The following is a 25,498-nucleotide window of genomic DNA, read 5'->3' as shown; positions in this document are numbered from 1 at the left end:
AGATAAACACACAGGTCAGCTTTAGCTTTGAAATAAAGAAAGCGCCTGAAACAAATCAAAAATAATCAGAGTTATAGATATAACCAAGGAGGAATTCAATATGCCACGTGTTAAAGGTGGAACAGTAACAAGAGCGCGTCGTAAAAAAGTAATCAAATTAGCTAAAGGTTACTTCGGCTCTAAACATACTTTATATAAAGTAGCTAAACAACAAGTAATGAAATCAGGTCAATACGCATTCCGTGACCGTCGTCAAAGAAAACGTGATTTCCGTAAATTATGGATTACTCGTATCAATGCAGCAGCTCGTAACCACGGCTTAAGCTACTCAAAATTAATGAACGGCTTAAAACAAGCTGACATCGACATTAACCGTAAAATGCTTTCTGAAATTGCAATTTCAGACGACAAAGCTTTCGGCGAATTAGTTGAAAAAGCTAAAGCAGCTTTAAAATAATTCATTTACAATACTCAATCATTGGTAGATAAGCGTACTGATGATTGAGTTTTTTTAATACAACTTTACGTTGATTTTAAAACTTTGATAGAATACAGACAAGTACATAAACCCAAAGTAAAGGAGAAACACATGTCGAAATTTGATGAAAGAATAATTGTAGTACCAAGAGAAATTGTTTTTAACAAAGAAAAAGACGCATTTAATGGTTTCTTATCAAAAAATGATCCGTCAGGGGAAGCGATTTTCGATAACTTAGACAAGTACGAAGTGAAACGTCGCGGTGATATGGAAGAAGATCCGACATATAAACAATTAATTTCATATTGTTTATTAGAGAACGAAAAGGGCGAAATATTAGTATATGAACGCCTTTCTGGTGGCGGTGAAAGTCGTCTGCATGGACAGTCATCAATTGGTGTCGGCGGTCATATGAATGATGTTATGGATGCACAATCTATTAATGAAGTCTTACGTGTGAACGCACAACGTGAACTAGAAGAAGAAGTCGGTATTAACAGCAGCAAAACACAAAACATGGAATACATTGGTTTTATTAACGATGATACGAACGAAGTAGGAGAAGTTCATTTAGGTGTCGTATTTAAAATCAGAGTAGATTCAAATAGTGTAGAAGCAAAAGAAACTGACACACTTAAAATCAAATGGATGAATCAAGGTAAAATTGAAAATTACGATGATTTTGAAACATGGAGTGCATTAATCTTACAAGCATTTAATTAGAAGCGGGTGTTAATAATGACTGACATAATCCCATTTCCACAAAATCAATCCAAATTGATTAATGATATTAAAACATCTTTTAATCATGAACAGTATGATGAGATGTATGATCTTTTTATGAAGTATGAAAAAGATTTTGAACTCGATACTGACTTGGCTTTATTGAAGTGTGAAATGCTTCTGAGAATGGAACAATACTTAGAATTGCGTGAAGAAGCGATTATCTTGTTGAAACAAGGCTTCGATGCATATAATCGCTTAATGGTGTATTATATGACAAGTCTGCATGGGTTAGGCCAATATTATGAATGTGTTAACCTGTTCAATCAGATTATTGATCAAGTAAAAGATCATGATATACGCATGCAGTTGTTTCCTATTAAAGAAGATGCACAAATGCAGCTGAATCAGAATAAAAAGCACTATATTTCAAAAATGAGTCGCTTTACAACGCTGACTATTGATCAACAGTTATATTTATTATTCGATATGATGCATGAAGGCCAATATGGCTTTGCGGAAACTTTTGCGGAAATTTTAAATCAAGAACGACTTCATTCGCATGTGCAAACAATTATCTTAGAATATTTGAAAAAAGCGCAGTATCAACACGAAATCAATTTTGTTAAAAATAATGCAGAATTTAAAGTCGTACCGAAAGCTCTGCCAGGACTTGAATATGCATCTTTTACACAAAAGGTAATTCCAGCGGTGATGCAACAATTTGAAGACCAATTCGGCAGTCAGATGCGAAGTGAAATTTCACAGATGTTGCAAGGTTTTGCAATTGGTATTTATCCATTGGAAATCGAACAAGAAGCACCTGTAGACGCATGGATTGACACATTCTTCAATTATATAGAAGATATGTTGAATCTATCAGAATCAGCAGAGAAACATATGAGTGAACCTGTCTTGAAGTGGATTCATGCGATAGAACAGAATATCACTCAATAATTGGGGTAATATGATATTATTGACCTTGATAGAAAATGAAAAATTAGTTTGTTTTAACATTGCGTATACGTTCTAATCACCAGGTTTGTAACCAATTTATACGTATGCTATAATGAAAAAGTTGAAAAATTAAAAAAGGATTATCATGGAGGTTTTTATACATGACAGCAACATGGGAAAAAAAGGAAGGTAACCAAGGCGTTTTAGAAGTTACAGTTCCTGCTAAAAAAGTAGATCAAGCAATCGATCAAGCATTCAAGAAAGTAGTTAAACAAGTAAATATTCCTGGTTTCCGTAAAGGGAAAGTTCCTCGCCAAATTTTTGAACAACGTTTTGGTGTAGAAGCACTTTACCAAGATGCAGTAGATATCTTATTACCAGAAGCTTATGGTGAAGCTATCGAAGAAACTGGTATCAAACCAGTTGATCAACCAGAAATCGAAGTAACACAAATCGAAAAAGGTAAAGACTTGAAATTCAACGCTACTGTTACAGTTGAACCAGAAGTAAAACTTGGTGAATACAAAGGTCTTGAAATTGAAAGACAAAATGCTGAATTAACAGACGAAGAATTACAAGAACAAATTGATCACAGCTTAGGTCACTTAGCTGAAATGGTAATCAAAGAAGATGGTGCAGTTGAAGAAGGCGATACTGTAAACTTAGACTTCGATGGTTATGTTGATGGTGAACAATTTGAAGGCGGACAAGCTGAAGGTTACGATTTAGAAATCGGTTCAGGTATGTTCATCCCTGGTTTCGAAGAACAATTAGTTGGCTTAAAAACTGGTGAAGAAAAAGACGTTAAAGTTACATTCCCAGAAGAATACCACGCTGAAGAATTAGCTGGTAAAGAAGCAACATTCAAAGTAAAAATCAATGAAATCAAATACAAAAATGTTCCAGAATTAGACGATGAAATTGCGAACGAATTAGATTCAGATGCAGATAGCGTTGATGAATATAAAGAAAATCTTCGCAAACGTCTTGAAGAAGAAAAGAAAGTCAATGCTGAAAATATTGAAAAAGAAGAAGCAATCAACAAAGCAGTTGAAAATGCTGAAGTAGATATTCCAGAAGCTATGATTAACACTGAGTTAAACCGTATGATGCAAGAATTCGAACAACGTATTCAACAATCAGGTCTTAACTTAGAAACTTACTTCCAAATCTCTGGTCAAGATGAATCTCAATTAAGAGAACAAATGAAAGACGACGCAGAAGCACGTGTTAAAACTAACTTAACATTAACTGCGATTGCGAATGCTGAAGACGTAGAAGCATCTGAAGAAGATGTTGATAAAGAGTTAGAAGCAATGAGCACACAATTCGGTATCTCTGCTGAAGATATCAAGAAAACATTAGGCAACACTGACTTAATTAAAGGTGATGTACGTGTTAAAAAAGTTATCGATTTATTAGTAGACAATGCTAAATTTGTTGAAGGTAAAGAAGATAACAAAGAAGAAGAAAAATAATTCATTCATTTCCAATTGAATAAATGAATAGGTAGAGGGTGAAGTTGCATGATAACTGATTCATACTGAGATGCATGTGCATCATATGAATTAAAACATGTGATTTCATCCTCTACAGTGATTTACGGTCGAAATCATTTCGTTTTAGATATGCTTGTGCTATATTGTTTGTAAGCAATTTTGTTGCATAACCTTTACAAAATGATATATTCAATATACAAGTTGATAAAGTAATGAAATCACCATAGATAAAATAAAAATAATTGTAAATGAACTAAAACCTGCAAAAATGTCGGATATATACAGGTTTTAAAAGAAACGATAAAGTCTATAAACACATTTATTGCATACTATAAAGTGTTTTAGTATAGTCTTTATGGAATAGAGGTGTAAATAATAAATGTTTAAGTTCAATGAAGATGAAGAAAAATTGAAATGTTCTTTCTGTGGTAAAGACCAAGACCAAGTTAAGAAACTTGTAGCTGGTAGCGGCGTGTACATTTGTAATGAATGTATTGAATTATGTTCAGAAATTGTTGAAGAAGAACTTGCGCAAACTGCTACAGAAGAATTTACAGATTTACCGACCCCGAAAGAGATTATGGATCAATTAAACAACTATGTAATTGGTCAAGAAAAAGCTAAGAAATCATTATCTGTTGCTGTATACAACCACTACAAACGTATCCAACAACTAGGACCGAATGATGACGATGTAGAACTACAAAAAAGTAACGTTGCTTTAATCGGACCTACAGGTAGCGGTAAAACATTACTTGCACAAACTTTAGCTAAAACATTGAATGTTCCATTTGCGATTGCGGATGCAACAAGTTTAACTGAAGCAGGTTATGTTGGTGAAGACGTAGAAAATATCTTACTACGTTTAATCCAAGCAGCTGACTTTGATATTGATAAAGCTGAAAAAGGTATTATTTACGTGGATGAAATTGATAAGATTGCACGTAAATCAGAAAACACTTCAATTACACGTGATGTGTCAGGTGAAGGTGTTCAACAAGCATTGCTTAAAATTCTAGAAGGTACAACTGCAAGTGTTCCACCTCAAGGCGGACGTAAGCATCCTAACCAAGAGTTTATTCAAATTGATACAACGAATATCTTATTTATCCTTGGTGGTGCCTTTGATGGTATCGATGATGTCATCAAACGTCGTTTAGGTGAAAAAGTAATCGGCTTCGCAAGCAATGAAGCGGCGAAAGTTGATGAAAGTGCACTATTAGAACACATTCGTCCAGAAGATTTACAATCTTATGGATTAATTCCAGAATTTATCGGACGTATTCCAATTGTCGCAAACTTAGAAACATTAGATATTTCAGCATTGAAAAATATCTTAACGCAACCTAAGAATGCGTTAGTTAAACAATACAAAAAAATGCTTGAGCTAGATCATGTTGAACTAGAATTTACTGAAGAAGCTTTATCAGCGATTGCTGAAAAAGCTATCGAACGTAAAACTGGTGCACGTGGCTTACGTTCAATCATTGAAGAGTCATTAATTGAAATCATGTATGATATTCCATCTACAGATGATGTAGCAAAAGTGGTTATCACTGCTGATACAATCAATAATGAATCTACACCAGAATTGTACGATGCGGAAGGAAACAAAGTGAATTTAGAAAAAACTTCTGCATAGTTTAGATAAATCAAGCACTCTTTTACTCTGTTGAGAGTAGGAGAGTGCTATTTTTATGGGCATTTTTGATAATAGATTCACTTTTAAAATTAAAATTTGATATAATGAAACGCGAATCAATCTAAAAGTAGTAGAAAAGAGGTCGAATATGAATATCAACCCAAATAATATAGAACTGTTAATCAGTGCAGTCAAACCCGATCAGTATCCAGAAACAGGACTTGATGAAGTGGCGTTAAGCGGGCGTTCAAATGTAGGCAAATCAACGTTCATCAATAGTATGATTGGACGTAAAAATATGGCAAGAACTTCACAACAGCCAGGGAAAACACAAACATTGAATTTTTATGATATAGATCAACAACTTGTTTTTGTGGATGTACCAGGTTATGGCTATGCGAAAGTAAGTAAAAAACAGAGAGAACAGTTTGGTAAAATGATAGAAAAATATATTACTGAACGTGAACAATTGAAGCTGGTAATCCAATTAATTGATATTAGACATGCGCCGACTCAAGACGATGTACTGATGTATGATTTTTTAAAGTATTATGATCTGCCGGTTTTAATCATTGCGACGAAACAAGATAAAATCGCCAAAGGTAAGATTCAAAAGCATCTTAAAGTGATCAGAGAAAAACTTGAAATGGAAAGTGAAGATACAATTATCAGTTATTCATCGATAAATAATAAGAATCAACAAGTGATATGGAATGCGATTCAAAGTTATTTATAATGAGTTTTATGTAAAAAGATGACCTTTATTATTTATGAAACCTATGAATCATGATAAAGACTGTGAGTATCAACTTTTTAGCAAATGTGTCAATAATATGGATGTAGTTAGCATTTAAAGTGAAATATGACAAAATTATGACTAGACCTTTTCTAGATTAGAATATTTCTAATTAAAAAGGTTTGATGACTTTAAGGTTTAAATTTGTGTGTTATAATTAGTGTATTGTCAATAGTATGGAGGGCGTTAAAAATGCATATAATTGCGATAAGCATCAACCATCGTACCGCTGATGTAGCACTGAGAGAGAAAGTTGCTTTCAAAGCTGATGCCATACAAGAATCGCATATTGATTTATTTGAAACTAAATCAATATTAGAAAACGTGATTTTATCAACATGCAACCGAACAGAAGTCTATGCAGTAGCAGACCAGATTCACACTGGACGTTATTACATCCAACGCTTTTTAGCGCGTAAATTCGGTTTAGAAGTTGAAGAAATCAAATCAATGTCTGAAGCATTGGTGGGGGATGAAGCTGTAGAACATTTATTTAATGTAACTTCAGGCTTAGATTCTATTGTGTTAGGGGAAACACAAATTCTTGGCCAAATGAGAGATGCATTCTTTACAGCACAAGAAGTTGGTACAACAGGTACGATTTTCAATCATTTATTTAAACAAGCAATCACATTTGCGAAACGTGCACATCATGAATCTGATATTGCTGATAATGCTGTCAGTGTTTCATATGCAGCCGTAGAATTAGCTAAAAAAGTATTCGGCAATCTTAAATCACAACACGCTGTGATTATTGGTGCTGGCGAAATGAGTGAACTCTCATTACTGAACCTAATGGGTTCAGGTATCGAACATGTTACGGTTGTGAATAGAACAGCTGAGCGTGCACGTCAATTAGCAGAGAAGCATCAAGCTTCTTATGCCACTATGGAAGAATTAGAAAACTTATTAGTCAATGCGGATATAGTAATTAGTTCAACAAGTGCATCTGACTATATTATTACTCGAAATATGATGGAATCTGTAAAACGTCAACGTAAACAAGAGCCAATGGTTTTAATCGATATTGCGGTACCTAGAGATATTGATCCAGCTATTGAATCCGACATGAACATTTTCAGCTACGATATCGATGACCTTAAAGGACTTGTTGATGCTAATTTACGTGAAAGAGAAGCAGCAGCAGCACAAATCGCTGAACAAATTCCACATGAAATCGCAACGCATAACGATTGGGTCAACATGTTAGGTGTCGTTCCTGTTATCAGAGCTTTACGCGAAAAAGCAATGCATATCCAACAAGAAACTATGGATAGCATTGACCGTAAATTACCTGATTTAAGTGAACGTGAACGTAAAGTGATTTCTAAACATACTAAAAGTATCATTAATCAAATGTTGAAAGATCCGATTAAACAAGCTAAAGAATTGAGTAATGATAAAAATAGCAGTGAAAAATTAGAGCTGTTCCAAAATATCTTTGATATTGAAGCTGAAAGCGAATATGAAAAGAGTGTTGCAAAAAAAGAACGCCGACTTTCAGCAAGACAAATCTTAGGTTTTGATTAAACAGCCATAGTATGGTGATGATATGCAAGATATATTTTTCGTGCGTTTCCATGAAGTAACCTTGCTGATTTATTTACTCAGTATTTCTTGCTATTTTTATGATTTTTTTAAAAAGAATCATAAAATTAGAACCTTAGGGTTCTACACACTAGGGATTGTTTGGTTACTGCAAACAATCTCTTTGTCTTTATATATCAATATGGCCAGAGCGGTTCCGCTCGGTTCGGTCTTTGATGTGTTTTATTTTTTGAACTGGATGATTTTATCGATTTCTATAGTCATCAGTGTTGTAAAACATTTAGACTTTTCTATATTTTTGTTTAATGCCATTGGGTTTGTTGTGATGTCGATACATACCTTCAGACCAAATGAAACATATATTCGAGATGCAGAATTCAATGTTAATCATGAATTGTTGATTATACATGTCTCGCTGGCCATTATCAGTTATGCATTATTTTCACTCGCATTTGTAAATGGTGTGTTATATGTATTGCAGTATCGTAACCTTAAACACAAGCATTTCGATCAAAAATATTTTAGAATAGGTAGTGTGTACAGCTTAGAAAAGATGACGTTTTATTCAACAGTCATCGGATTAGTTATTTTAATTATCGGAGTAATTTTAGGCGCACAATGGGGTTTTCAGACAATAGGTTTCAATATTTTGCTAGATCCTAAAGTGGTATCTTCAATAATTGTAATGATTTGTTATGGTATCTACATTCTCTTACGAACAAGAAAATGGGTAAGCCCTTTAAATCATGTTTTATTTAATATGCTGATTTATCTTTTCAGTATGTTCAACTTATTGTTTATTTCTCATTTTCCGAATTTCTTCGGATAAAGTATAACCTTATGCAGAGGAGGACGTTGGCATGCGTAAGCTTGTCGTTGGTTCAAGAAGAAGTAAATTGGCATTGACTCAGAGTCGTCAATTTATTGAAAAGTTAAAAGAGGTACAACCAGATTTAGATATTGAAATCAAAGAAATCGTCACAAAAGGTGATCAGATTGTAGATAGACAACTTTCTAAAGTCGGGGGTAAAGGTTTGTTTGTTAAAGAAATACAACAAGCCTTATTTGACCATGAGATTGATTTAGCCATTCACTCTTTAAAAGACGTGCCAAGTGAATTACCAGAAGGGCTAACACTTGGCTGTGTTCCTGATAGAGAAATTCCATTTGATGCATTTATTTCTAAAAATCATGTGAAACTTGCAGATTTACCGGATGGTAGCATTGTTGGTACAAGTTCTTTAAGACGTGGCGCACAAATTCTAGCAAAATACCCTAATCTTGAAATCAAATGGATTAGAGGTAATATCGATACAAGACTTAATAAACTAGAAACTGAAGATTATGATGCGATTATTCTCGCAGCTGCAGGCCTACGTAGAATGGGTTGGTCTGATGATATCGTTACCGAGTATTTACAACCAGATTTACTCATTCCAGCAATCGGTCAAGGTGCACTAGGAATTGAATGTCGTAGTGATGACGAAGAACTTTTAGACCTGTTGAAAAAAGTGCATAATCAAAGCGTAGCAGAATGCGTTACTGCAGAGCGTACGTTCCTTAAAGAAATGAACGGTAGTTGCCAAGTCCCTATTGGAGGTTACGCAACTGTTGATAATGACGGACAGCTAACATTTACAGGCTTGATCATGTCACCAGACGGCAAGCAACGCTTTGAACATACAGTTAACGGACAAAACCCAGTTGAACTTGGCAAAGCAGCAAGTGATGTCTTGAAAGAACAAGGTGCATATGAAATCATTAAAGCATTAAATGATGAAGCCTAATCTATAAGTCGGAGATGAATTGCTATGAGTGCATCAGTCATAATGACGCAATCTAGTTCAATGCCAACAGAAGATCAAAGGTGGATACATTTGCCTTTTATTAAATTAGAACCACTCGCTTTTGATGATTCTGTATTAAATCGTTCTTATACTTGGCTTGTATTTTCTTCTAAAAATGCAGTGCGATATTTTTTACCGTATCTTTCACTATTACGCTATGAAAAGGTAGCAGTTATAGGTGAAAAAACACAACGCTTTTGTGAACAACATGGTATAGAAGTAGATTTTTGTCCTGAAGATTTTTCGCAAGAAGGATTTCTAGATAAGTTTACGTTCAAAGAAGGAGCCTCTATTTTTATACCCAGCAGTAAAGCAGCACGACCTATATTAGAAGAGGTATTAAAAGAACGTGGGGCAGATGTGGTAAAAATTGATTTATATGAACCTGTTGAGCATCAACAGAATATTCTTTATGCGATTAAGTTGTTAAAAGAACAGTCAGCTGATGGTATTGCATTTGCGAGTTCATCTTCCGCTGAGAACTTTTTTAAAGCATTAAAACGCTGCCAAGTACAACCTGATTTTGAGTGTTATGCTATTGGTCAACCAACTTATGAAACAGTTCGTAAAAATGGTTATGATGCTGTCATAGCACGAAAACAAACAATTGATGGTTTAATCTATACAATAAAAGAAAGTAGGAATCTTAAATGAGTTTTGATAGACACAGAAGATTACGTATTAATGAATCAATGCGCAGTCTTGTAAGAGAAAATCACGTACGTAAAGAAGATTTGATTTATCCTATCTTTGTCGTAGAAAGAGACGATGTTAAACAAGAAATTCCATCTATGCCAGGGATTTATCAAATCAGCTTGAATCACCTAGAAGAAGAATTGCAAGAAGCTTATGATTTAGGTATCAGAGCGGTGATGTTCTTTGGTGTCCCAAATGAAAAAGATTCAGTGGGTACAGGTGCTTATGCACATGAAGGTATCATTCAACAGGCAACTAGAAAATCTAAAAAACTTTATCCAGACATGTTAGTGTTAGCAGATACATGTTTATGTGAATATACAGATCATGGCCACTGCGGTTTAATTGATGATCATACACATGATGTTGATAATGATAAAACATTACCATTGCTTGTGAAAACAGCAATTTCTCAAGTAGAAGCGGGTGCTGATATTATTGCGCCAAGTAATATGATGGATGGTTTTGTGACTGAAATTCGTAAAGGTTTAGATGATGCAGGTTACTACAATATTCCAATCATGAGCTATGGTATTAAATATGCATCAAGTTTCTATGGTCCATTCCGTGATGCTGCTGAATCAACACCATCATTTGGTGATCGCAGAACATATCAAATGGATCCAGCTAACCGTCGTGAAGCACTACTTGAACTTGAAAGTGACTTAAAAGAAGGTGCAGATATGATGATTGTGAAACCTGCGTTAAGTTACTTAGACATTATCAGAGATGTTAAAGAAAGAACGAATGTTCCAGTTATCGCATATAATGTCAGCGGTGAATACAGTATGGTTAAAGCAGCTGCATTACAAGAATGGATTGACGAAGAACGTAACGTTATGGAACAAATGGTTTCAATGAAACGTGCAGGTGCAGACATGATTATTACGTATTTCGCGAAAGATGTTTGTCGTTATTTAGATAAGGAGGACAAATAAATGAGTTACGAAAAGTCTATTGAAGCATTTAAAAAAGCAGAAAAATTAATGCCTGGCGGTGTGAATAGTCCAGTTCGTGCATTTAAATCTGTAGATATGCCAGCAATCTTTATGGATCATGGTAAAGGTTCTAAAATCTATGATATCGATGGAAATGAGTATATTGATTATGTATTAAGCTGGGGACCTTTAATTTTAGGTCATGAAAACAAACAAGTGATTGACAGCTTGCATAAAGCAGTCGATAAAGGTACAAGTTTTGGTGCTTCTACATTAGAAGAAATTAAATTAGCAGAACTTGTAGTCGACCGTGTACCATCAATTGAAAAAGTCAGAATGGTTTCATCAGGTACGGAAGCAACTCAAGATACAATTCGTTTGGCTAGAGGTTACACAGGCCGCGATAAAATCGTGAAGTTTGAAGGCTGCTACCATGGTCATAGTGACTCACTTTTAATTAAAGCGGGTTCTGGTGTTGCGACTTTAGGTTTACCAGATTCTCCTGGCGTACCTGAAGGAACAGCAAAAAGTACGATTACAGTGCCTTATAACGATTTAGATGCGATTAAACAAGCGTTTGAAATGTATGGCGATGACATTGCCGGCGTGATTGTAGAACCTGTAGCAGGTAATATGGGGGTTGTTCCACCAATTGAAGGTTTCTTACAAGGATTAAGAGATATCACGAATGAGTATGGTTCATTATTAATCTTTGACGAAGTTATGACTGGCTTCAGAGTTGGTTATAACTGTGCACAAGGTTACTTCGATGTTATGCCTGACTTAACTTGCTTAGGTAAAGTAATCGGTGGCGGTTTACCAGTCGGTGCATTCGGCGGTAAAGCGGAAATTATGGATAAAATTGCGCCAGTGGGTTCAATTTATCAAGCAGGTACATTATCAGGTAACCCATTAGCAATGACAAGTGGTTATGAAACATTGAGTCAACTTACACCAGAAAGCTACGAATACTTCAATGAACTTGGAGATATTTTAGAAGAAGGTTTGAAAAAAGTTGCTAAAAAACATAATATACCATTAACAGTTAACCGAGCAGGTTCAATGATTGGTTACTTCTTAAATGAAGGTCCAGTGACTAACTTTGCTCAAGCAAACCAAAGTGACTTGAAACTCTTCTCAGAAATGTATCGTGAAATGGCTAAAGAAGGCGTCTTCTTACCACCATCTCAATTCGAAGGTACATTCTTATCTACTGCGCATACAAAAGAAGATATTGAGAGAACAATTGAAGCGTTTGATAAAGCATTTGAACGCGTCACAAATAAATAATATAAATTCACTTAATTAGAGAGTGAGACATCAAATTCTAGGTGTCTCACTCTCTTTTTGTATAAATTATTTTTGTGAACGATTATAATATCGGTTAGAAATCAATTCTTATAACTTTCGTATAAAGCGTGTTATGATGATAATGAATGAAAAGTAGTGGGATAAGGGTAGTGGTAATCAATGAATAAAAAATTGCGTAATAATATTATCGTATTATTACTAGCAATCGTTATCAGTTTGATTCTATCTGCAATGAATATCATGCTGCCTTATATGTTTGGTCCTATAATCGCAAGTATCATTTGTATCCGAGTCTTCAAGTTGGAAGTAGAATGGCCGTTTTGGCTCAGTCAGTTGGGTTTAATTTTACTAGGGGTACAAATTGGATCCACATTTACACGGACGGTTTTAAATGATATTACGCAAAACTGGTTATCTATTGTTTTAGTAACAGTATTGCTGTTGGGGATGGCAATACTGATTGCATATTTCTTTAAAAAGATTGCAAAAGTAAATAATGAAACAGCATTGTTAAGTGTTATTCCTGGAGCATTAAGCCAGATGTTAATTATGGCTGAGGAAGACAAGCGTGCCAATATATTAGTAGTGAGTTTAACACAGACTTCACGTGTTATCTTCGTAGTCATCTTGGTTCCAATGATGTCTTATTTTATGTCGAGTGGAAGCGGAGAAGCATCTAGCAGTAAATTGGTGGAACTTGAACCGCTCACTCACGTGTTGAATATTGGACAAATCGTATTGTTGATTGTTGCTATTGCGATCGTTTACTTTGTAATGGCAAAAATTAATTTTCCAACGAAGCAATTGCTGGCTCCAATTGTGGTATTAATTGCTTGGAACATGTTTACGAATGAAACATTTTCACTGGATAACTATTTAATTGCGGCAGCACAGATTGCCTATATGATTAGAATCGGTATTCAAATTTCTAAATTAATGAATGATTTAAAAGGACGCGTGGCAGTTGCTATTGCTTTCCAAAATGTAATGCTCATCTTATTAGCTGGTGTCATGGTCTATTTAATATCACTCTTTAATCATATGCCGTTAAATGATTTATTCTTAGGTGCAGCACCCGGAGGTATGAGTCAAATTGTCTTGGTTGCGATGGAAACACATGCTGATGTAGCCATCATTTCTAGTTTCCATATCTTTAGAATTTTCTTCATTTTATTCTTAATCGCGCCAATCATAAAATATTTCTTAAGCTATACTGAGCGTAAACTGAATAAGTAGCACATGAAAATAACCGCCTCATCGGGCGGTTATTTTGTATACATCTTATTAAATTAATGTGTTTCACCTAATGCGATAGTTTCATCACGATTATCTGCTGATAACTCTGAGATTGCCGCTTCCAACCCTTTAACAATAGTATCTAGCGCCATAGAAGGTGTATTCGGTTTATTCGTGACTTGTTCAGGAATGAACGGTACATGAATAAAACCAAATTGAATATAAGGGAAAGTAGTCGCATGCAAATATCCTAATTGATAGAGTACATGATTACATACAAAAGTTCCTGCAGTATTTGAAAGTGAAGCAGGAACACCTGCATCTTTAATCGCTTGTGTCAGGCGTTTTACTGGCATATTTGAAAAGTAAGCAGGTGCGCCATCTTCTTGAATAACTTCATCAATGGGTTGATTACCTTTATTATCTGCAATTCTTGCATCATCTACATTAATGCCGACACGTTCGGGTGTTAAATCAAATCTGCCGCCAGCTTGTCCAATAGCAAGTACCGCATCATATGTTTCAATTTTAAGTTGTTGTTTAATAGCTTCAACCGATTCGTTGAATACAGTAGGGATTTCTAATTTCGTAATCGTATGTTCACCGATTGTTTCTGGTAATAACTTCACTGCTTCTAAAGCTGGATTTGTTTTTTCTTTGCCAAACGGATCAAAAGCTGTAACTAAAATATTCATGTTATCTTCTCCTTTATCTGTTTATTAAAATGCCCAGAAATACATTAATCCGATATGTACTAAGATTAATATGAAAGCAACTGGGATTTGTGCTTTGATGACACTGAATTCATTTTTCATTTCTAATAAAGCAACAGGTAATGTATTGAAGTTTGCGGCCATTGGCGTTAATAAGGTACCACAGAAACCACCAGTCATCGCTAGTGCACCAGCAATTGCAGGGTCAGCACCTTGTGCAATGACGAAAGGAATACCAATACTTGCGGTAATAACAGTAAAAGCTGCAAATGCATTACCCATCAACATTGTGAAAATGACCATACCTAATATATACGCAGTGGCGCCAATTAAGTGATTGCCTTCAGGTAAGAAACTTGAAATACCGTTAGAAATCACTTTGCCAACACCGCTGACTGTAAATAGTACTCCTAATGCTGCTAAGAATTGCGGTAAGATACCAACTGTCCCAACTTGTTGTGTCAATCTATCACTGTCATATAACATGTATTTTGCTTTAGGCTTGATAATGAAATACGCAGCAATCAAACCGACAACTGAAGCAATTCCTAAGCCAATGGCGCCACCAAGAGGTGTCCAGTTTGAAATGATGACAGCTACAACAGCTAAAACAACTGCTGGCCAAAAGAGTTTATTGCCAAAACGTTCAGCGCCTTGATTACCTTGTTCCTCAGTAACGTCCACAATGTTTTTGATAGTAACCTGACGTGTTAATGTTAATAGTCCCATTAACAAGATAAGTGCACCATTGATTACGTTTGGTATATACGGTCCAAAAATAAATGTTATCGCAAGCAATACCCAAAAGAGGGCAGTGCCAATACGTTTTTCTTTGTTTGGATCTCGCAATACACGGTAAGCTGTATAAAGTAATTGGATACCAATTAAAATATAAAAGAACTCAAGGATAGTATCTAATGTATGTTGACTCATGCTTGATCCTCCTTGTTTCTGTATTTACGTTCTAGGTAACGGTCTAACAAAATATTTTTAACTACGACAATCAGAATTGTGATGATTGCGATTGGTACAGAAGCAAGCGCTAAACTGACCGCATTGACTTTAATATCAAGTGAATTAAATGTACCGACCATTAAAAGTACGCCAGCAGCACCTACAAATAAATTCTGGCCAAAGAAGTTACCGTAGTTCTCCATAGCCGAAGCTTCTGCTTTAATTTTCTCCACATCTTTTTCATCGATTTGTTCAGGTTTTAAATTATATTTTGTTTTCAATGCCCCTTGAACCATCGGATTAATTAACGGACGTACGAATTGAGGATGACCTCCGATCCGAATGGAAGCGAGTCCTGCAATTTCTCTAATTAATAAATATAAGGATAATAAACGTCCGCTGGTCATGGATTTAACCTTTCCGATTAATACGGTTGCTTGTTTTTTTAATCCAAATCGTTCAATTAAACCAACCATAGGTAAGGTTAATAAGAAAAGAGATACCAGGCGATTATCGACAAAAGCTTTGCCGAGGACGTCTAATATTTCAAAGAAATCCAAACCGGATACAAGTCCGGTTACAATTGCAGCAGCTAAAATAACCGCAATCGTATCAAACTTAAATAGGAATCCGATAATAATAACTAGAATACCTATTAATTTTAACCATTCCATAAAATGCCCCCTTAAAATTTAATATATTTGATATTCTAGCATAAAATAGAGAGAATTTTACGATAATTTTAAATTTTAAAATAAAATAGGAACACAACCGTGTTCCTACTGTTTTGATGGCTTATAAGGACAACCAATCAAGTGGGCGTCATAGAGACCTGCTGCTTCTAAAAATGAAAACATCGTTACAGGACCCATAAACTTAAAGCCATATTTCTTTAAGTCTTTAGACATTTTTTTAGCGCGTTCATCGACGGTGATACGGTCTTTAGATGAACGATATCGCAAATCAATCGGCTGATTATCAACGTATGACCACAGAAAATCACTAAAACTGCCATGTTCTTTTTCAATTTGAATATAGCCTTTTGCTTGGCTGACAATTGCTTCTAACTTCTTTCTATAATGAACGATATTAGGAAATTCCATGAGTTCATCAATATCTTTTTCTGTCATTTGTGCAATTTTATGAGGGTCAAATTGATAGAAAGCATCACGATATGCAGAACGTTTCTTTAAAATCGTTAACCAAGAAAGTCCTGCATGTTGTGATTCTAGAGCCATTAGTTCAAATAATTTTTGACTATCATAAAGCGGCTGACCCCATTCTTTATTATGATATTCAATATAGAGTGGATCAGTTGTGTTGAATGCACATTCATTCATAAAATTTCATTCCTTCGCATTGACTTATTTTAGAGTTCTATTATACTATAAATTAGTAGAGAATATGATTTCGGGAAGAGTAGACAGTTGATTAATTTCAAAGAGAATGTATGGTTGGTGAAAATACATAATTGATGCTGTTGAAGGTAGCCCGCTTAGATCTTTAGCTGAACAGTACAGTAGGTTAAAGCGTGTATTGAGCGTTAATCATTATGAAGTGCAATATAGATGAACTATGTTGAATTTAGGTGGTACCACGGAACATCCGTCCTATGTATAGGAATGGGTGTTTTTTATTTTAAGGAGGAATTGTCCTATGGAAATGAAACCAAAATACAATCCGAATGAGGTTGAAGCTGGACGCTATCAAGAATGGGTAGAGAAAGGCTATTTCAAACCTAACGGAGACACATCAAAAGAAACGTATACGATTGTTATCCCACCTCCGAATGTAACTGGTAAATTACATTTAGGTCATGCTTGGGATACAACGTTACAAGACATTTTAACACGTATGAAACGTATGCAAGGTTACGATACGTTGTATTTGCCTGGTATGGACCATGCGGGTATTGCGACACAAGCAAAAGTTGAAGCAAAATTACAAGAACAAGGTATTTCAAGACATGACTTAGGTCGTGAGAAATTCTTAGAAGAAGTTTGGAGCTGGAAAGAAGAATATGCTTCATTTATTCGTCAACAATGGGCGAAATTAGGTCTTGGACTTGATTATGATAGAGAACGCTTCACATTAGATGAAGGCTTAAGTAAAGCGGTTAAAAAAGTCTTTGTAGATATGTATAACAAAGGTTTAATTTATCGTGGCGAACGTATTATCAACTGGGACCCTGTTGCGAAAACAGCGATTTCTGATATTGAGGTTATTCACGAAGACACACCAGGTAAATTCTATCATTTTAAATATCCTTACGCTGATGGCGAAGGATATATTGAAATTGCTACAACACGTCCTGAAACAATGTTAGGGGATACTGCAATTGTCGTTAACCCTAATGATGAACGTTATAAAGATGTTATTGGCAGAAAAGTTATTTTGCCGATTGTCGGTCGTGAGTTGCCAATTTTAGCAGATGAATATGTAGACGTTGAATTTGGTAGTGGTGCTATGAAAGTAACACCAGCACATGACCCTAATGACTTTGAATTAGGTAAAAGACATAACCTTGAATCTATTATCGTCATGGATGAATCAGGTAAAATGAACGACAAAGCTGGTAAATACGAAGGTATGGACCGCTTCGAATGTCGTGACCAATTAGTAGAAGACTTAAAAGCAGAAGACTTAGTGATTAAAATTGAAGATCACACACATGCTGTTGGACATTCTGAAAGAAGCGGTGCCATCGTAGAACCTTACTTATCTACACAATGGTTCGTAAATATGGAACCTCTAGCAAAACGTGCACTTGATAATCAAAAAACAGATAATCGTGTGAATTTTGTACCTGAACGTTTTGAACATACATTTAATCAATGGATGGAAAATATCCGTGACTGGACAATTTCACGTCAATTATGGTGGGGTCATCAAATCCCAGCTTGGTATCATAATGAAACAGGCGAAATTTATGTAGGAGAAGAAGCACCAGAAGATATTGAAAACTGGACACAAGATGAAGATGTATTAGATACATGGTTCTCTAGTGCTTTATGGCCATTCTCAACACTTGGTTGGCCAGATACTGAAGCAAAAGATTTTGAACGCTACTATCCAACTAATGCATTAGTTACAGGTTATGACATTATCTTCTTCTGGGTTGCACGTATGATTTTCCAAGGATTAGAATTTACAGATCAACGTCCTTTCAACGATGTATTATTACATGGTTTAGTTCGTGCTGAAGATGGTCGTAAAATGAGTAAATCATTAGGTAACGGTGTAGATCCTATGGATGTTATCGACCAATATGGTGCAGACAGCTTAAGATATTTCTTAGCTACAGGTTCATCTCCAGGTCACGATTTACGTTACTCAACTGAAAAAGTAGAATCAGTTTGGAACTTCATTAACAAAATTTGGAACGCTGCACGTTTCAGCTTGATGAATATTGGTGAAGACTTCAAATTTGAAGATATCGACTTATCTCAAAACTTATCACTTGCTGATAAATGGATTTTAACGCGATTAAACGAAACAGTTAAAACGGTAACTGACTTAAGTGATAAATATGAATTTGGTGAAGTTGGCCGTGCTTTATATAACTTTATTTGGGATGAATTCTGTGACTGGTATATCGAAATGAGTAAAATTCCAATGAATGGTGAAGACGAAGCGCAAAAACAAGTTACACGTTCAGTCTTATCTTATGTATTAGACCGTACAATGCGTATGTTGCATCCTTATATGCCATTTGTGACAGAAGAAATTTGGCAAAACTTACCGCATGAAGGTGAAACAATTGTGACAAGCGCTTGGCCACAAGTTCAAACTGAATTTATGTATGAAGACAGTAAACAAGCGATGCAATATGTCGTAGAAATTATTAAAGCTGTCCGTCAAGCTCGTTCAGAAGTGAACACACCGCTTTCAAAAGCAATTCCGATTTATATTAAAACGAAAAATGCGGAAATCACTCAAATGCTTGAAGAAAATAAACATTACATTGACCGCTTCGGCCACCCAAGCGAGTTAATCATTTCAACAGATATCGAAACACCTGATAAAGCAATGACTTCTGTAGTCGGTGCAGGTGAAGTGATTTTACCATTAGAAGGTTTAATCGATATGGATAAAGAGATTGCACGTTTAGAAAAAGAATTAGATAAATGGCAAAGCGAACTTGATCGTGTCGATAAAAAATTATCAAACGAAAACTTCGTTAATAAAGCGCCTGAAAAAATTATCAATGAAGAACGTGCCAAAAAAGAAGATTATCAAGAAAAATATGATAGCGTCAAAGCTAGAATTGAACAATTAAAAGCATAGGAGTCCTGATAATGAATTACCTAGACAGCTTATATTGGATACACGAAAGAAATAAGTTTGGTATCAAACCAGGCACAAAACGCATGGAGTGGATGCTAGAACGCCTAGGTCATCCAGAACAAAACATTAAAGGCATCCATGTCGGCGGAACAAATGGCAAAGGTTCTACAGTCGCATATCTACGTGCTGCACTTGTCGAGAATGGTTATGATGTCGGTACATTTACTTCACCCTATATTGAAACGTTCAATGAGAGAATCAGCTTAAACGGGTCGCCAGTCAGCGATGATGTTATCGTTGACCTGGTTGCTCGTGTGAAGCCGGTAAGTGAAGAGATGGAAGCGGAAACTGAATATGGAACAGCGACTGAATTTGAAATTATAACAACGATGATGTTCTTATACTTCGGCGCGATCCGACCTGTAGACTTTGTGATTGTTGAAGCAGGACTTGGTATTAAAAATGATTCGACAAATGTATTTTCACCTATTTTGACAATTCTAACGAGCATTGGTTTAGATCATACAGATTTATTAGGTTCAACTTATTTGGATATTGCTAAAGATAAAGGTGATATCATTAAAGCGGATACGCCGTTTGTTTATTCTGTTATAGAAGATGATGCTTTAAAATACTTAAGTGAATATGCAGAAAAACAACAAGCGCCTGCTTATGAGTTGGATAAAGATATTTCTGTTGTTTCAGAAGAAGATGAATTTACGTATCGCTTTAAAGATTATGAATTAGAAAACATAGCGTTGCATATGCTTGGCGAACATCAAAAAGAAAATGCAGCTTTAGCGATTACAGCGTTAATTGTGATGTTTGAAGCGGGACAAATTCAGTTAGACTTCAATAAAATGATTAAAGCTATGGAAGAAGTCAGCTGGACAGGGCGTATTGAAGAAGTTAAAGAAAAACCGCTTATGATTATTGATGGCGCTCATAATAATGAAAGCATCGATGCATTAGTGAGTACAATTCAAAATTATTATCATAAAGATAAGGTTGATATTTTGTTCTCAGCTGTAAGCGGCAAACCAATTCATCATATGTTAGAAGATTTAGGACAAATTGCAGATCATGTTTATATCACAGACTTTGATTTCTATCGTGCGAAGCCAAAAGAAGAAATCGCAAATGAAGCAGAACATTTTGATCCAATTTTAATTGATGACTATGTAGACTTTGTAGAGAATTATGAAGACGATACATTGGTTATTACTGGCAGCTTATACTTCATCAGTGAAGTGAAAGCAAAAGTGAACTTTGAAGCTTAATGGCTTTAATTAAATATTAAATACTAAACTCCTTTTGAGATGACGTTTATTCACGGCCATTTCAGAAGGAGTTTTTAATGTTTTCTGCATGTAAAAATGACAATTATATATGGTGTTTGTTCGTAAAAAATTAAAATAAAATATTTTATACATACTATTTGAAAATGACCTTCCTAGCACGTATAATAACGTTGATATTTCAGAAAGTAGGTGAAGCTTCTGCACGTTATTGTAGCTGTCCTAATCACTTCAGTGCTTGAAAGTTTTTTGTATCAACTGTGTTTTGTTAAAACATTAAACTTCAGTTATATGAAACAACGTTCAAAATGTGAAACGTGTCATCATGATTTAAAATGGTATGATTTAGTTCCGATTATTAGTTTTGTGATATTAAAAGGCCGATGTCGATATTGTAGACATAAGCTTTCTAAATTACATGTTATAGGTGAATTATGTGCGTTATTGCCAATCGGTTTGCTTGTTTTCAATGTAATTTACCCATCTTCTGCATTATTTCTTGCTTTATATTTATTTCTGCTCGTTGCTGCACTGTATGATATGCATACACATACGATTCCCGTCCACTTTGTTTTAATTTTTATTATAGTTGTCATAGCCTTAGCGCCAAAGGTGTTTATAACGCAAATTGGTATTGTAATTTTGCTTCACATTTTATTTATACTTGCACCTCATGCGATAGGGTACGGAGACATTTTAATTTTCACTTTACTCAGTCTCGTCTTTCCTTATTTATTTTTCCTCATGATATTCTGTATGACTTTTATTATTGGTGGTTTATTTATGATAATGTTTCGTTTGTTCACGAAGCGTAGAATATTAGAAGTGCCACTTATCCCCTTTATTTTTATCAGCTTTTTAACTATTTCTATCTTTTATCCTAACTTATTATTTATACTTCACTTTTATTAAACGGAGGTTTCATTTTGAATATAAAACACTTACCTGATTGTGATAAACCTAGAGAGAAGCTTATAGCTAAAGGAGCGCAACACTTATCTGAGTCCGAGTTGCTTGCCATATTGATTAATACTGGCAGAAAAGGGCGGTCTAGTGTCGAAGTTGCGCAAGATTTATTAAATTTAACAACGAAGCTTAAAGATTTAAAACTATTGTCTTTAAATGACTTGATGGATGTGAAAGGTATCGGTATGTATAAAGCGGTGATTTTAAAGGCAGCGTTTGAACTAGGTGAACGTATGAATGCGCCGGATCAAAAAGAGAAAGTAAAAATTAATTCACCCCAAGATGCGGCGGATTATTTTTTATCGAGGATGATGCATTTAACACATGAACAGTTTGAGGTATTATTTTTGAACTCAAAGAATATTGTAATTCGTCATGAAGTCATCTTTGTAGGAACTTTGAATTCTTCTGTGGTGCATCCTAGAGAGGTATTTAAAGCAGCTATTAAGTGGTCGAGCAATGCGATTATTGTGGTACATAATCATCCGTCTGGTGATGTGTTAACCATAGTATAATAAATAATAGTAGTTAAAGTAGTTTAAGAGGAGATATTAAAGGGATATTTTACTTTAAATAAAAATTAACAAGGTTTATAATTTGTAGTAGTTAAAGTATTTAAAGAGGTGGGAACATGTGAAGGTTCAAAGGATAGAAGTGGAGAATAAGCCGTATCCATTGTATTTATTACTAGATAAAGAATACCAGCTAATAGAACCAGTAATGAAATTTATTAAATACTTAGATAATACTGGTAAGTCTCCTAATACCATTAAGGCATACTGCTATCATTTAAAGTTGCTGTACGAGTTCATGGAACAGAGAGGTGTTATTCTTAATGATATTAACTTTGAGTTGTTAGCAGACTTCGTAGGTTGGTTGAGATATCCTTCAGCATCAAATGTAATTGATCTTCAGTCAAAAAAAGCCATAAGAGAAGAAACGACAGTGAATACAATTTTAAATGTAGTTATGAGTTTTCTTGATTATTTAAGTAGATTAGGAGAATTTAAATCAATTGATGTATTTAAACAAGCAAAGGGAAGAAATTTCAAAGGATTTTTACATCATGTTAATAAGGGTAGATACCAAAAGAATGTCTTAAAGTTAAGGGTTAAAAAGAAACAGATAAGAACATTGAGATCAAAGGAAGTTAAGCAAATTATTGATGCTTGTCATACGAAAAGAGATAAATTAATTTTAATGCTTATGTATGAGGGTGGTTTAAGAATCGGTGAAGTGTTATCGCTTAGGCTTGAAGATATTGTCACTTGGGACAATCAAATCCATTTAACACCTAGAGATGTTAATGTTAATGAAGCTTATATTAAATTAAGGAAGGAAAGAACAATACATGTGAGTAAAGAACTTATGTCACTTTATACAGATTACTTGATATATGAGTATAGTGAGGAATTGGAGCATGATTATGTTTTTATTTCCTTAAAAGAAGGCTATTTTGGGAAACCACTAAAGTACCAAAGTGTTCTTGATCTAGTTAGAAGAATAGTTAAAAGGACTGGAATAGAATTTACATCACATATGCTTCGCCACACTCACGCAACGCAGCTAATTAGGGAAGGATGGGATGTTGCGTTCGTTCAAAAGAGATTAGGTCACGCACATGTTCAGACAACGTTAAATACCTATGTTCATCTTTCAGATCAGGATATGAAAAATGAGTTTAATAAATACCTCGAGAGAAAGGAGCATAAGAAATGAATGCTTCTAGTAAAAGGAAAATTATTAGTCAGAGTGAGATTAGCAAAAAAATAGCTGTAATGAATGAAGAAATGCAGGGGTTTTGGGCTAATAATAGTTGGGATATAAGAAAATGTCCACATCCTTCTGCCATAGAATTAAGTAAGAATCCTGCTTTAAGGAATCGTTGGGTTCGTTTTGAACGTGTTAAAAATCTGTGGTTAAGAACAGAATTGAAATATTTTTATTTTTACCATTTAAACAATGGAATATGGAATGCAAAAACTGTCTGGATTAGAAAAGGAACAGTAATTAATAAAATGTTAGATTTCTTAGATTTAAAGTATCCTAGCATTACTTCAATTACTGAAGTTCCTATTGAAAAAGCAATGACGGAGTATAGAACTTATTTGACAAAACGGGGTGTTAGAATTACCACTACTAATTATAAGATTACTGCTAATCAAGAAAAAACACCTGTAAAAGCTAATTCCTACTATGTTACTAATCTAAAACAATTTATGGAGTTTTATGAGAACTTTTATTTTGATGGAGAGGAGTGGGATAAAGACGTTTGGGATAGACGTAACTTACCTTTGCCAGATGATAAGGTTAACCCAACACAATATGAATATACAATTAACTTTAAAGGGTTTCGGAATACATATTTTAAACAACTTGTAAAAAGATATTGTAAGTTGAGATTGAACGTGGATAGCTTTTCCTATGTAAGTGATATTGCCCAAAGACTTAAAGAGTTCTTTAATTTTCTGGACATGAAATTTAAACAAGTTCAGAGAGTACACCAATTAACGAGAGTGGAAATTGAAGCATATTTAAGTGAACTAAACATGATGGGAATAAAACCTAGTACAATAACTGGGAGGATCTCTATATTGGAAGGACTATTTAGTACCCTTCTTAGGCTAGAATGGGATGATGTTCCTTCCAAAATATTAATTTATTCTGAGGACTATCCGAAAATACCAAGAGCAAAACCACGCTTTATAGATGAATTCGTCCTAGAGCAATTGAACAGTCATCTTGATAAATTACCCGAATATATAGCTACGATGACTATGATTGTTCAAGAATGTGGAATGAGGATAAGTGAATTGTGCACCTTGAAAAAAGGCTGTCTATTAGAGGACAAAGATGGAGATTTCTTTTTAAAGTATTATCAATGGAAAATGAAAAAGGAGCATATAGTTCCAATATCTAAAGAGGTAGCTTTACTTATTAAAGTTCGGGAAGATAAAGTTTCAGAGGAATTTCCAGATAGTGAATACCTCTTTCCAAGAAAAGATGGATCGCCATTAAAACAAGAAACATTTAGAGGTGAGTTAAATAAATTAGCTTATGAGCAAAATATAGTGGATAAATCAGGTGAGATTTATAGATTCCATGCCCATGCCTTTCGCCATACAGTAGGAACAAGAATGATTAACAACGGGATGCCCCAGCATATTGTGCAGAAATTTTTGGGGCATGAAAGCCCAGAAATGACAAGCAGATACGCTCATATCTTTGATGAAACTCTAAAAAATGAATTTACTAAATTTCAGGAAAAACTGGTTACCAATAATGGAGATGTGCTTGATCTAGATGAAGATAATGAAGTTGATGATGTAGAGCTTCAATGGTTCAAGAAAAATATAAATGCACAAGTGCTTCCAAATGGTTATTGTAGATTGCCAGTAGTAGCAGGTGGTTGTCCACATGCGAATGCATGCTTAGATTGCACTCACTTCTGTACCAGTAAGCAATTCTTACCACAGCACGAAGAACAGTTAGAGCGTACAGAAGAGTTATTAGCCATAGCTAAGGATAAACAATGGCAAAGACAAGTAGAGACTAATAGCCGTGTTAAAGAGCGTTTAGAACAAATCATTGGAAGTTTGACGGGGTAAT

22 protein-coding genes, 1 pseudogene and 1 other annotated feature are annotated in these 25,498 nt (G+C 34.8%); of the genes and pseudogenes, 19 read left to right on the top strand and 4 right to left on the bottom strand.

Annotation, left to right across the window (positions count from 1 at the left end):
* Positions 1-100 precede the first annotated feature (100 nt).
* From rplT to HMPREF2603_RS10940, 13 genes are all read left to right on the top strand, one after another.
* On the top strand, positions 101-457 hold the full coding sequence (gene rplT, locus HMPREF2603_RS11000; protein WP_002481155.1) for a 50S ribosomal protein L20: 357 nt from the start codon (positions 101-103) through the stop codon (positions 455-457).
* Positions 458-589: 132 nt separating this feature from the next.
* Positions 590-1,201: an NUDIX domain-containing protein gene (locus tag HMPREF2603_RS10995; RefSeq protein WP_060804793.1), complete on the top strand. Its 612-nt coding sequence runs from the start codon at positions 590-592 to the stop codon at positions 1,199-1,201.
* A 15-nt stretch (positions 1,202-1,216) separates the two neighbouring features.
* Positions 1,217-2,158, top strand: a complete 942-nt coding sequence (locus HMPREF2603_RS10990; protein ID WP_060804792.1) for a hypothetical protein — start codon at positions 1,217-1,219, stop codon at positions 2,156-2,158.
* Positions 2,159-2,319: 161 nt separating this feature from the next.
* Positions 2,320-3,636: a trigger factor gene (gene tig, locus HMPREF2603_RS10985; RefSeq protein WP_060804791.1), complete on the top strand. Its 1,317-nt coding sequence runs from the start codon at positions 2,320-2,322 to the stop codon at positions 3,634-3,636.
* Positions 3,637-4,036: 400 nt separating this feature from the next.
* The gene (gene clpX, locus HMPREF2603_RS10980; protein ID WP_023016082.1) at positions 4,037-5,299 is read left to right on the top strand and encodes an ATP-dependent Clp protease ATP-binding subunit ClpX; all 1,263 of its coding nucleotides are present in this window, start codon (positions 4,037-4,039) and stop codon (positions 5,297-5,299) included.
* Between the two features lie 148 nt (positions 5,300-5,447).
* Positions 5,448-6,035, top strand: coding sequence for a ribosome biogenesis GTP-binding protein YihA/YsxC (yihA, locus tag HMPREF2603_RS10975; protein WP_023016081.1), 588 nt, complete (start codon positions 5,448-5,450; stop codon positions 6,033-6,035).
* 252 nt (positions 6,036-6,287) lie between these two features.
* Entirely contained in the window at positions 6,288-7,625 is a 1,338-nt protein-coding gene (gene hemA, locus HMPREF2603_RS10970; RefSeq protein WP_060804790.1) for a glutamyl-tRNA reductase, read from the top strand.
* A gap of 22 nt (positions 7,626-7,647) precedes the next feature.
* Complete coding sequence (locus HMPREF2603_RS10965; protein ID WP_002481148.1) at positions 7,648-8,472, top strand: cytochrome C assembly family protein; 825 nt, start codon at positions 7,648-7,650, stop codon at positions 8,470-8,472.
* Between the two features lie 31 nt (positions 8,473-8,503).
* Positions 8,504-9,430, top strand: a complete 927-nt coding sequence (gene hemC, locus HMPREF2603_RS10960; protein WP_002481147.1) for a hydroxymethylbilane synthase — start codon at positions 8,504-8,506, stop codon at positions 9,428-9,430.
* A 24-nt stretch (positions 9,431-9,454) separates the two neighbouring features.
* Complete coding sequence (locus HMPREF2603_RS10955) at positions 9,455-10,144, top strand: uroporphyrinogen-III synthase (RefSeq protein ID WP_057510435.1); 690 nt, start codon at positions 9,455-9,457, stop codon at positions 10,142-10,144.
* Complete coding sequence (gene hemB, locus HMPREF2603_RS10950; protein WP_060804789.1) at positions 10,141-11,124, top strand: porphobilinogen synthase; 984 nt, start codon at positions 10,141-10,143, stop codon at positions 11,122-11,124. The genes HMPREF2603_RS10955 and hemB overlap by 4 nt, the downstream gene beginning before the upstream one ends.
* The gene (hemL, locus tag HMPREF2603_RS10945) at positions 11,125-12,414 is read left to right on the top strand and encodes a glutamate-1-semialdehyde 2,1-aminomutase (RefSeq protein WP_060804788.1); all 1,290 of its coding nucleotides are present in this window, start codon (positions 11,125-11,127) and stop codon (positions 12,412-12,414) included.
* A 180-nt stretch (positions 12,415-12,594) separates the two neighbouring features.
* Positions 12,595-13,671, top strand: a complete 1,077-nt coding sequence (locus tag HMPREF2603_RS10940; RefSeq protein ID WP_002481143.1) for an AbrB family transcriptional regulator — start codon at positions 12,595-12,597, stop codon at positions 13,669-13,671.
* 53 nt (positions 13,672-13,724) lie between these two features.
* Here the strand turns inward: HMPREF2603_RS10940 and pcp are convergent, their stop codons facing one another.
* The 4 genes from pcp to HMPREF2603_RS10920 all read right to left on the bottom strand — a co-directional run bounded on the left by pcp (position 13,725) and on the right by HMPREF2603_RS10920 (position 16,678).
* A complete protein-coding gene (pcp, locus tag HMPREF2603_RS10935; protein ID WP_002481142.1) occupies positions 13,725-14,366 on the bottom strand; it encodes a pyroglutamyl-peptidase I in 642 nt (213 codons plus the stop codon).
* Positions 14,367-14,390: 24 nt separating this feature from the next.
* A complete protein-coding gene (locus HMPREF2603_RS10930; RefSeq protein WP_023016079.1) occupies positions 14,391-15,317 on the bottom strand; it encodes a DUF979 domain-containing protein in 927 nt (308 codons plus the stop codon).
* Positions 15,314-16,012 carry a DUF969 domain-containing protein gene (locus HMPREF2603_RS10925; RefSeq protein ID WP_060804787.1) on the bottom strand — a complete coding sequence of 233 codons (699 nt, stop codon included), beginning with the start codon at positions 16,010-16,012 and terminating at the stop codon, positions 15,314-15,316. Before HMPREF2603_RS10925 ends, HMPREF2603_RS10930 begins: the two co-directional genes overlap by 4 nt.
* Positions 16,013-16,117: 105 nt before the next feature.
* Complete coding sequence (locus HMPREF2603_RS10920; RefSeq protein ID WP_002481139.1) at positions 16,118-16,678, bottom strand: DNA-3-methyladenine glycosylase I; 561 nt, start codon at positions 16,676-16,678, stop codon at positions 16,118-16,120.
* Positions 16,679-16,740: 62 nt separating this feature from the next.
* Positions 16,741-16,954: a binding site (T-box leader), on the top strand.
* Between the two features lie 40 nt (positions 16,955-16,994).
* Between HMPREF2603_RS10920 and HMPREF2603_RS10915 the strand changes: the two genes are divergently transcribed.
* The 6 genes and pseudogenes from HMPREF2603_RS10915 (at position 16,995) to HMPREF2603_RS10895 (ending at position 25,497) form a co-directional block, all read left to right on the top strand.
* Positions 16,995-19,625, top strand: coding sequence for a valine--tRNA ligase (locus tag HMPREF2603_RS10915; protein ID WP_060804786.1), 2,631 nt, complete (start codon positions 16,995-16,997; stop codon positions 19,623-19,625).
* 11 nt (positions 19,626-19,636) lie between these two features.
* Positions 19,637-20,905 carry a bifunctional folylpolyglutamate synthase/dihydrofolate synthase gene (locus HMPREF2603_RS10910; protein WP_060804785.1) on the top strand — a complete coding sequence of 423 codons (1,269 nt, stop codon included), beginning with the start codon at positions 19,637-19,639 and terminating at the stop codon, positions 20,903-20,905.
* Positions 20,906-21,115: 210 nt separating this feature from the next.
* On the top strand, positions 21,116-21,835 hold the full coding sequence (locus HMPREF2603_RS13145) for a prepilin peptidase (RefSeq protein WP_081600398.1): 720 nt from the start codon (positions 21,116-21,118) through the stop codon (positions 21,833-21,835).
* A 14-nt stretch (positions 21,836-21,849) separates the two neighbouring features.
* A pseudogene (gene radC / locus HMPREF2603_RS10905) lies at positions 21,850-22,389 on the top strand (DNA repair protein RadC); the annotation flags it as partial.
* A 133-nt stretch (positions 22,390-22,522) separates the two neighbouring features.
* On the top strand, positions 22,523-23,608 hold the full coding sequence (locus HMPREF2603_RS10900) for a tyrosine-type recombinase/integrase (RefSeq protein ID WP_000868132.1): 1,086 nt from the start codon (positions 22,523-22,525) through the stop codon (positions 23,606-23,608).
* Complete coding sequence (locus HMPREF2603_RS10895) at positions 23,605-25,497, top strand: site-specific integrase (RefSeq protein ID WP_001557544.1); 1,893 nt, start codon at positions 23,605-23,607, stop codon at positions 25,495-25,497. The genes HMPREF2603_RS10900 and HMPREF2603_RS10895 overlap by 4 nt, the downstream gene beginning before the upstream one ends.
* Position 25,498 lies beyond the last annotated feature (1 nt).

Origin of the sequence: Staphylococcus sp. HMSC055C03 (assembly GCF_001809385.1) — a bacterium.
GTDB lineage: Bacteria > Bacillota > Bacilli > Staphylococcales > Staphylococcaceae > Staphylococcus > Staphylococcus simulans.
The sequence above is the reverse complement of the archived record's forward strand: the minus strand, read 5'-3'. Positions and strand labels throughout refer to the sequence as shown.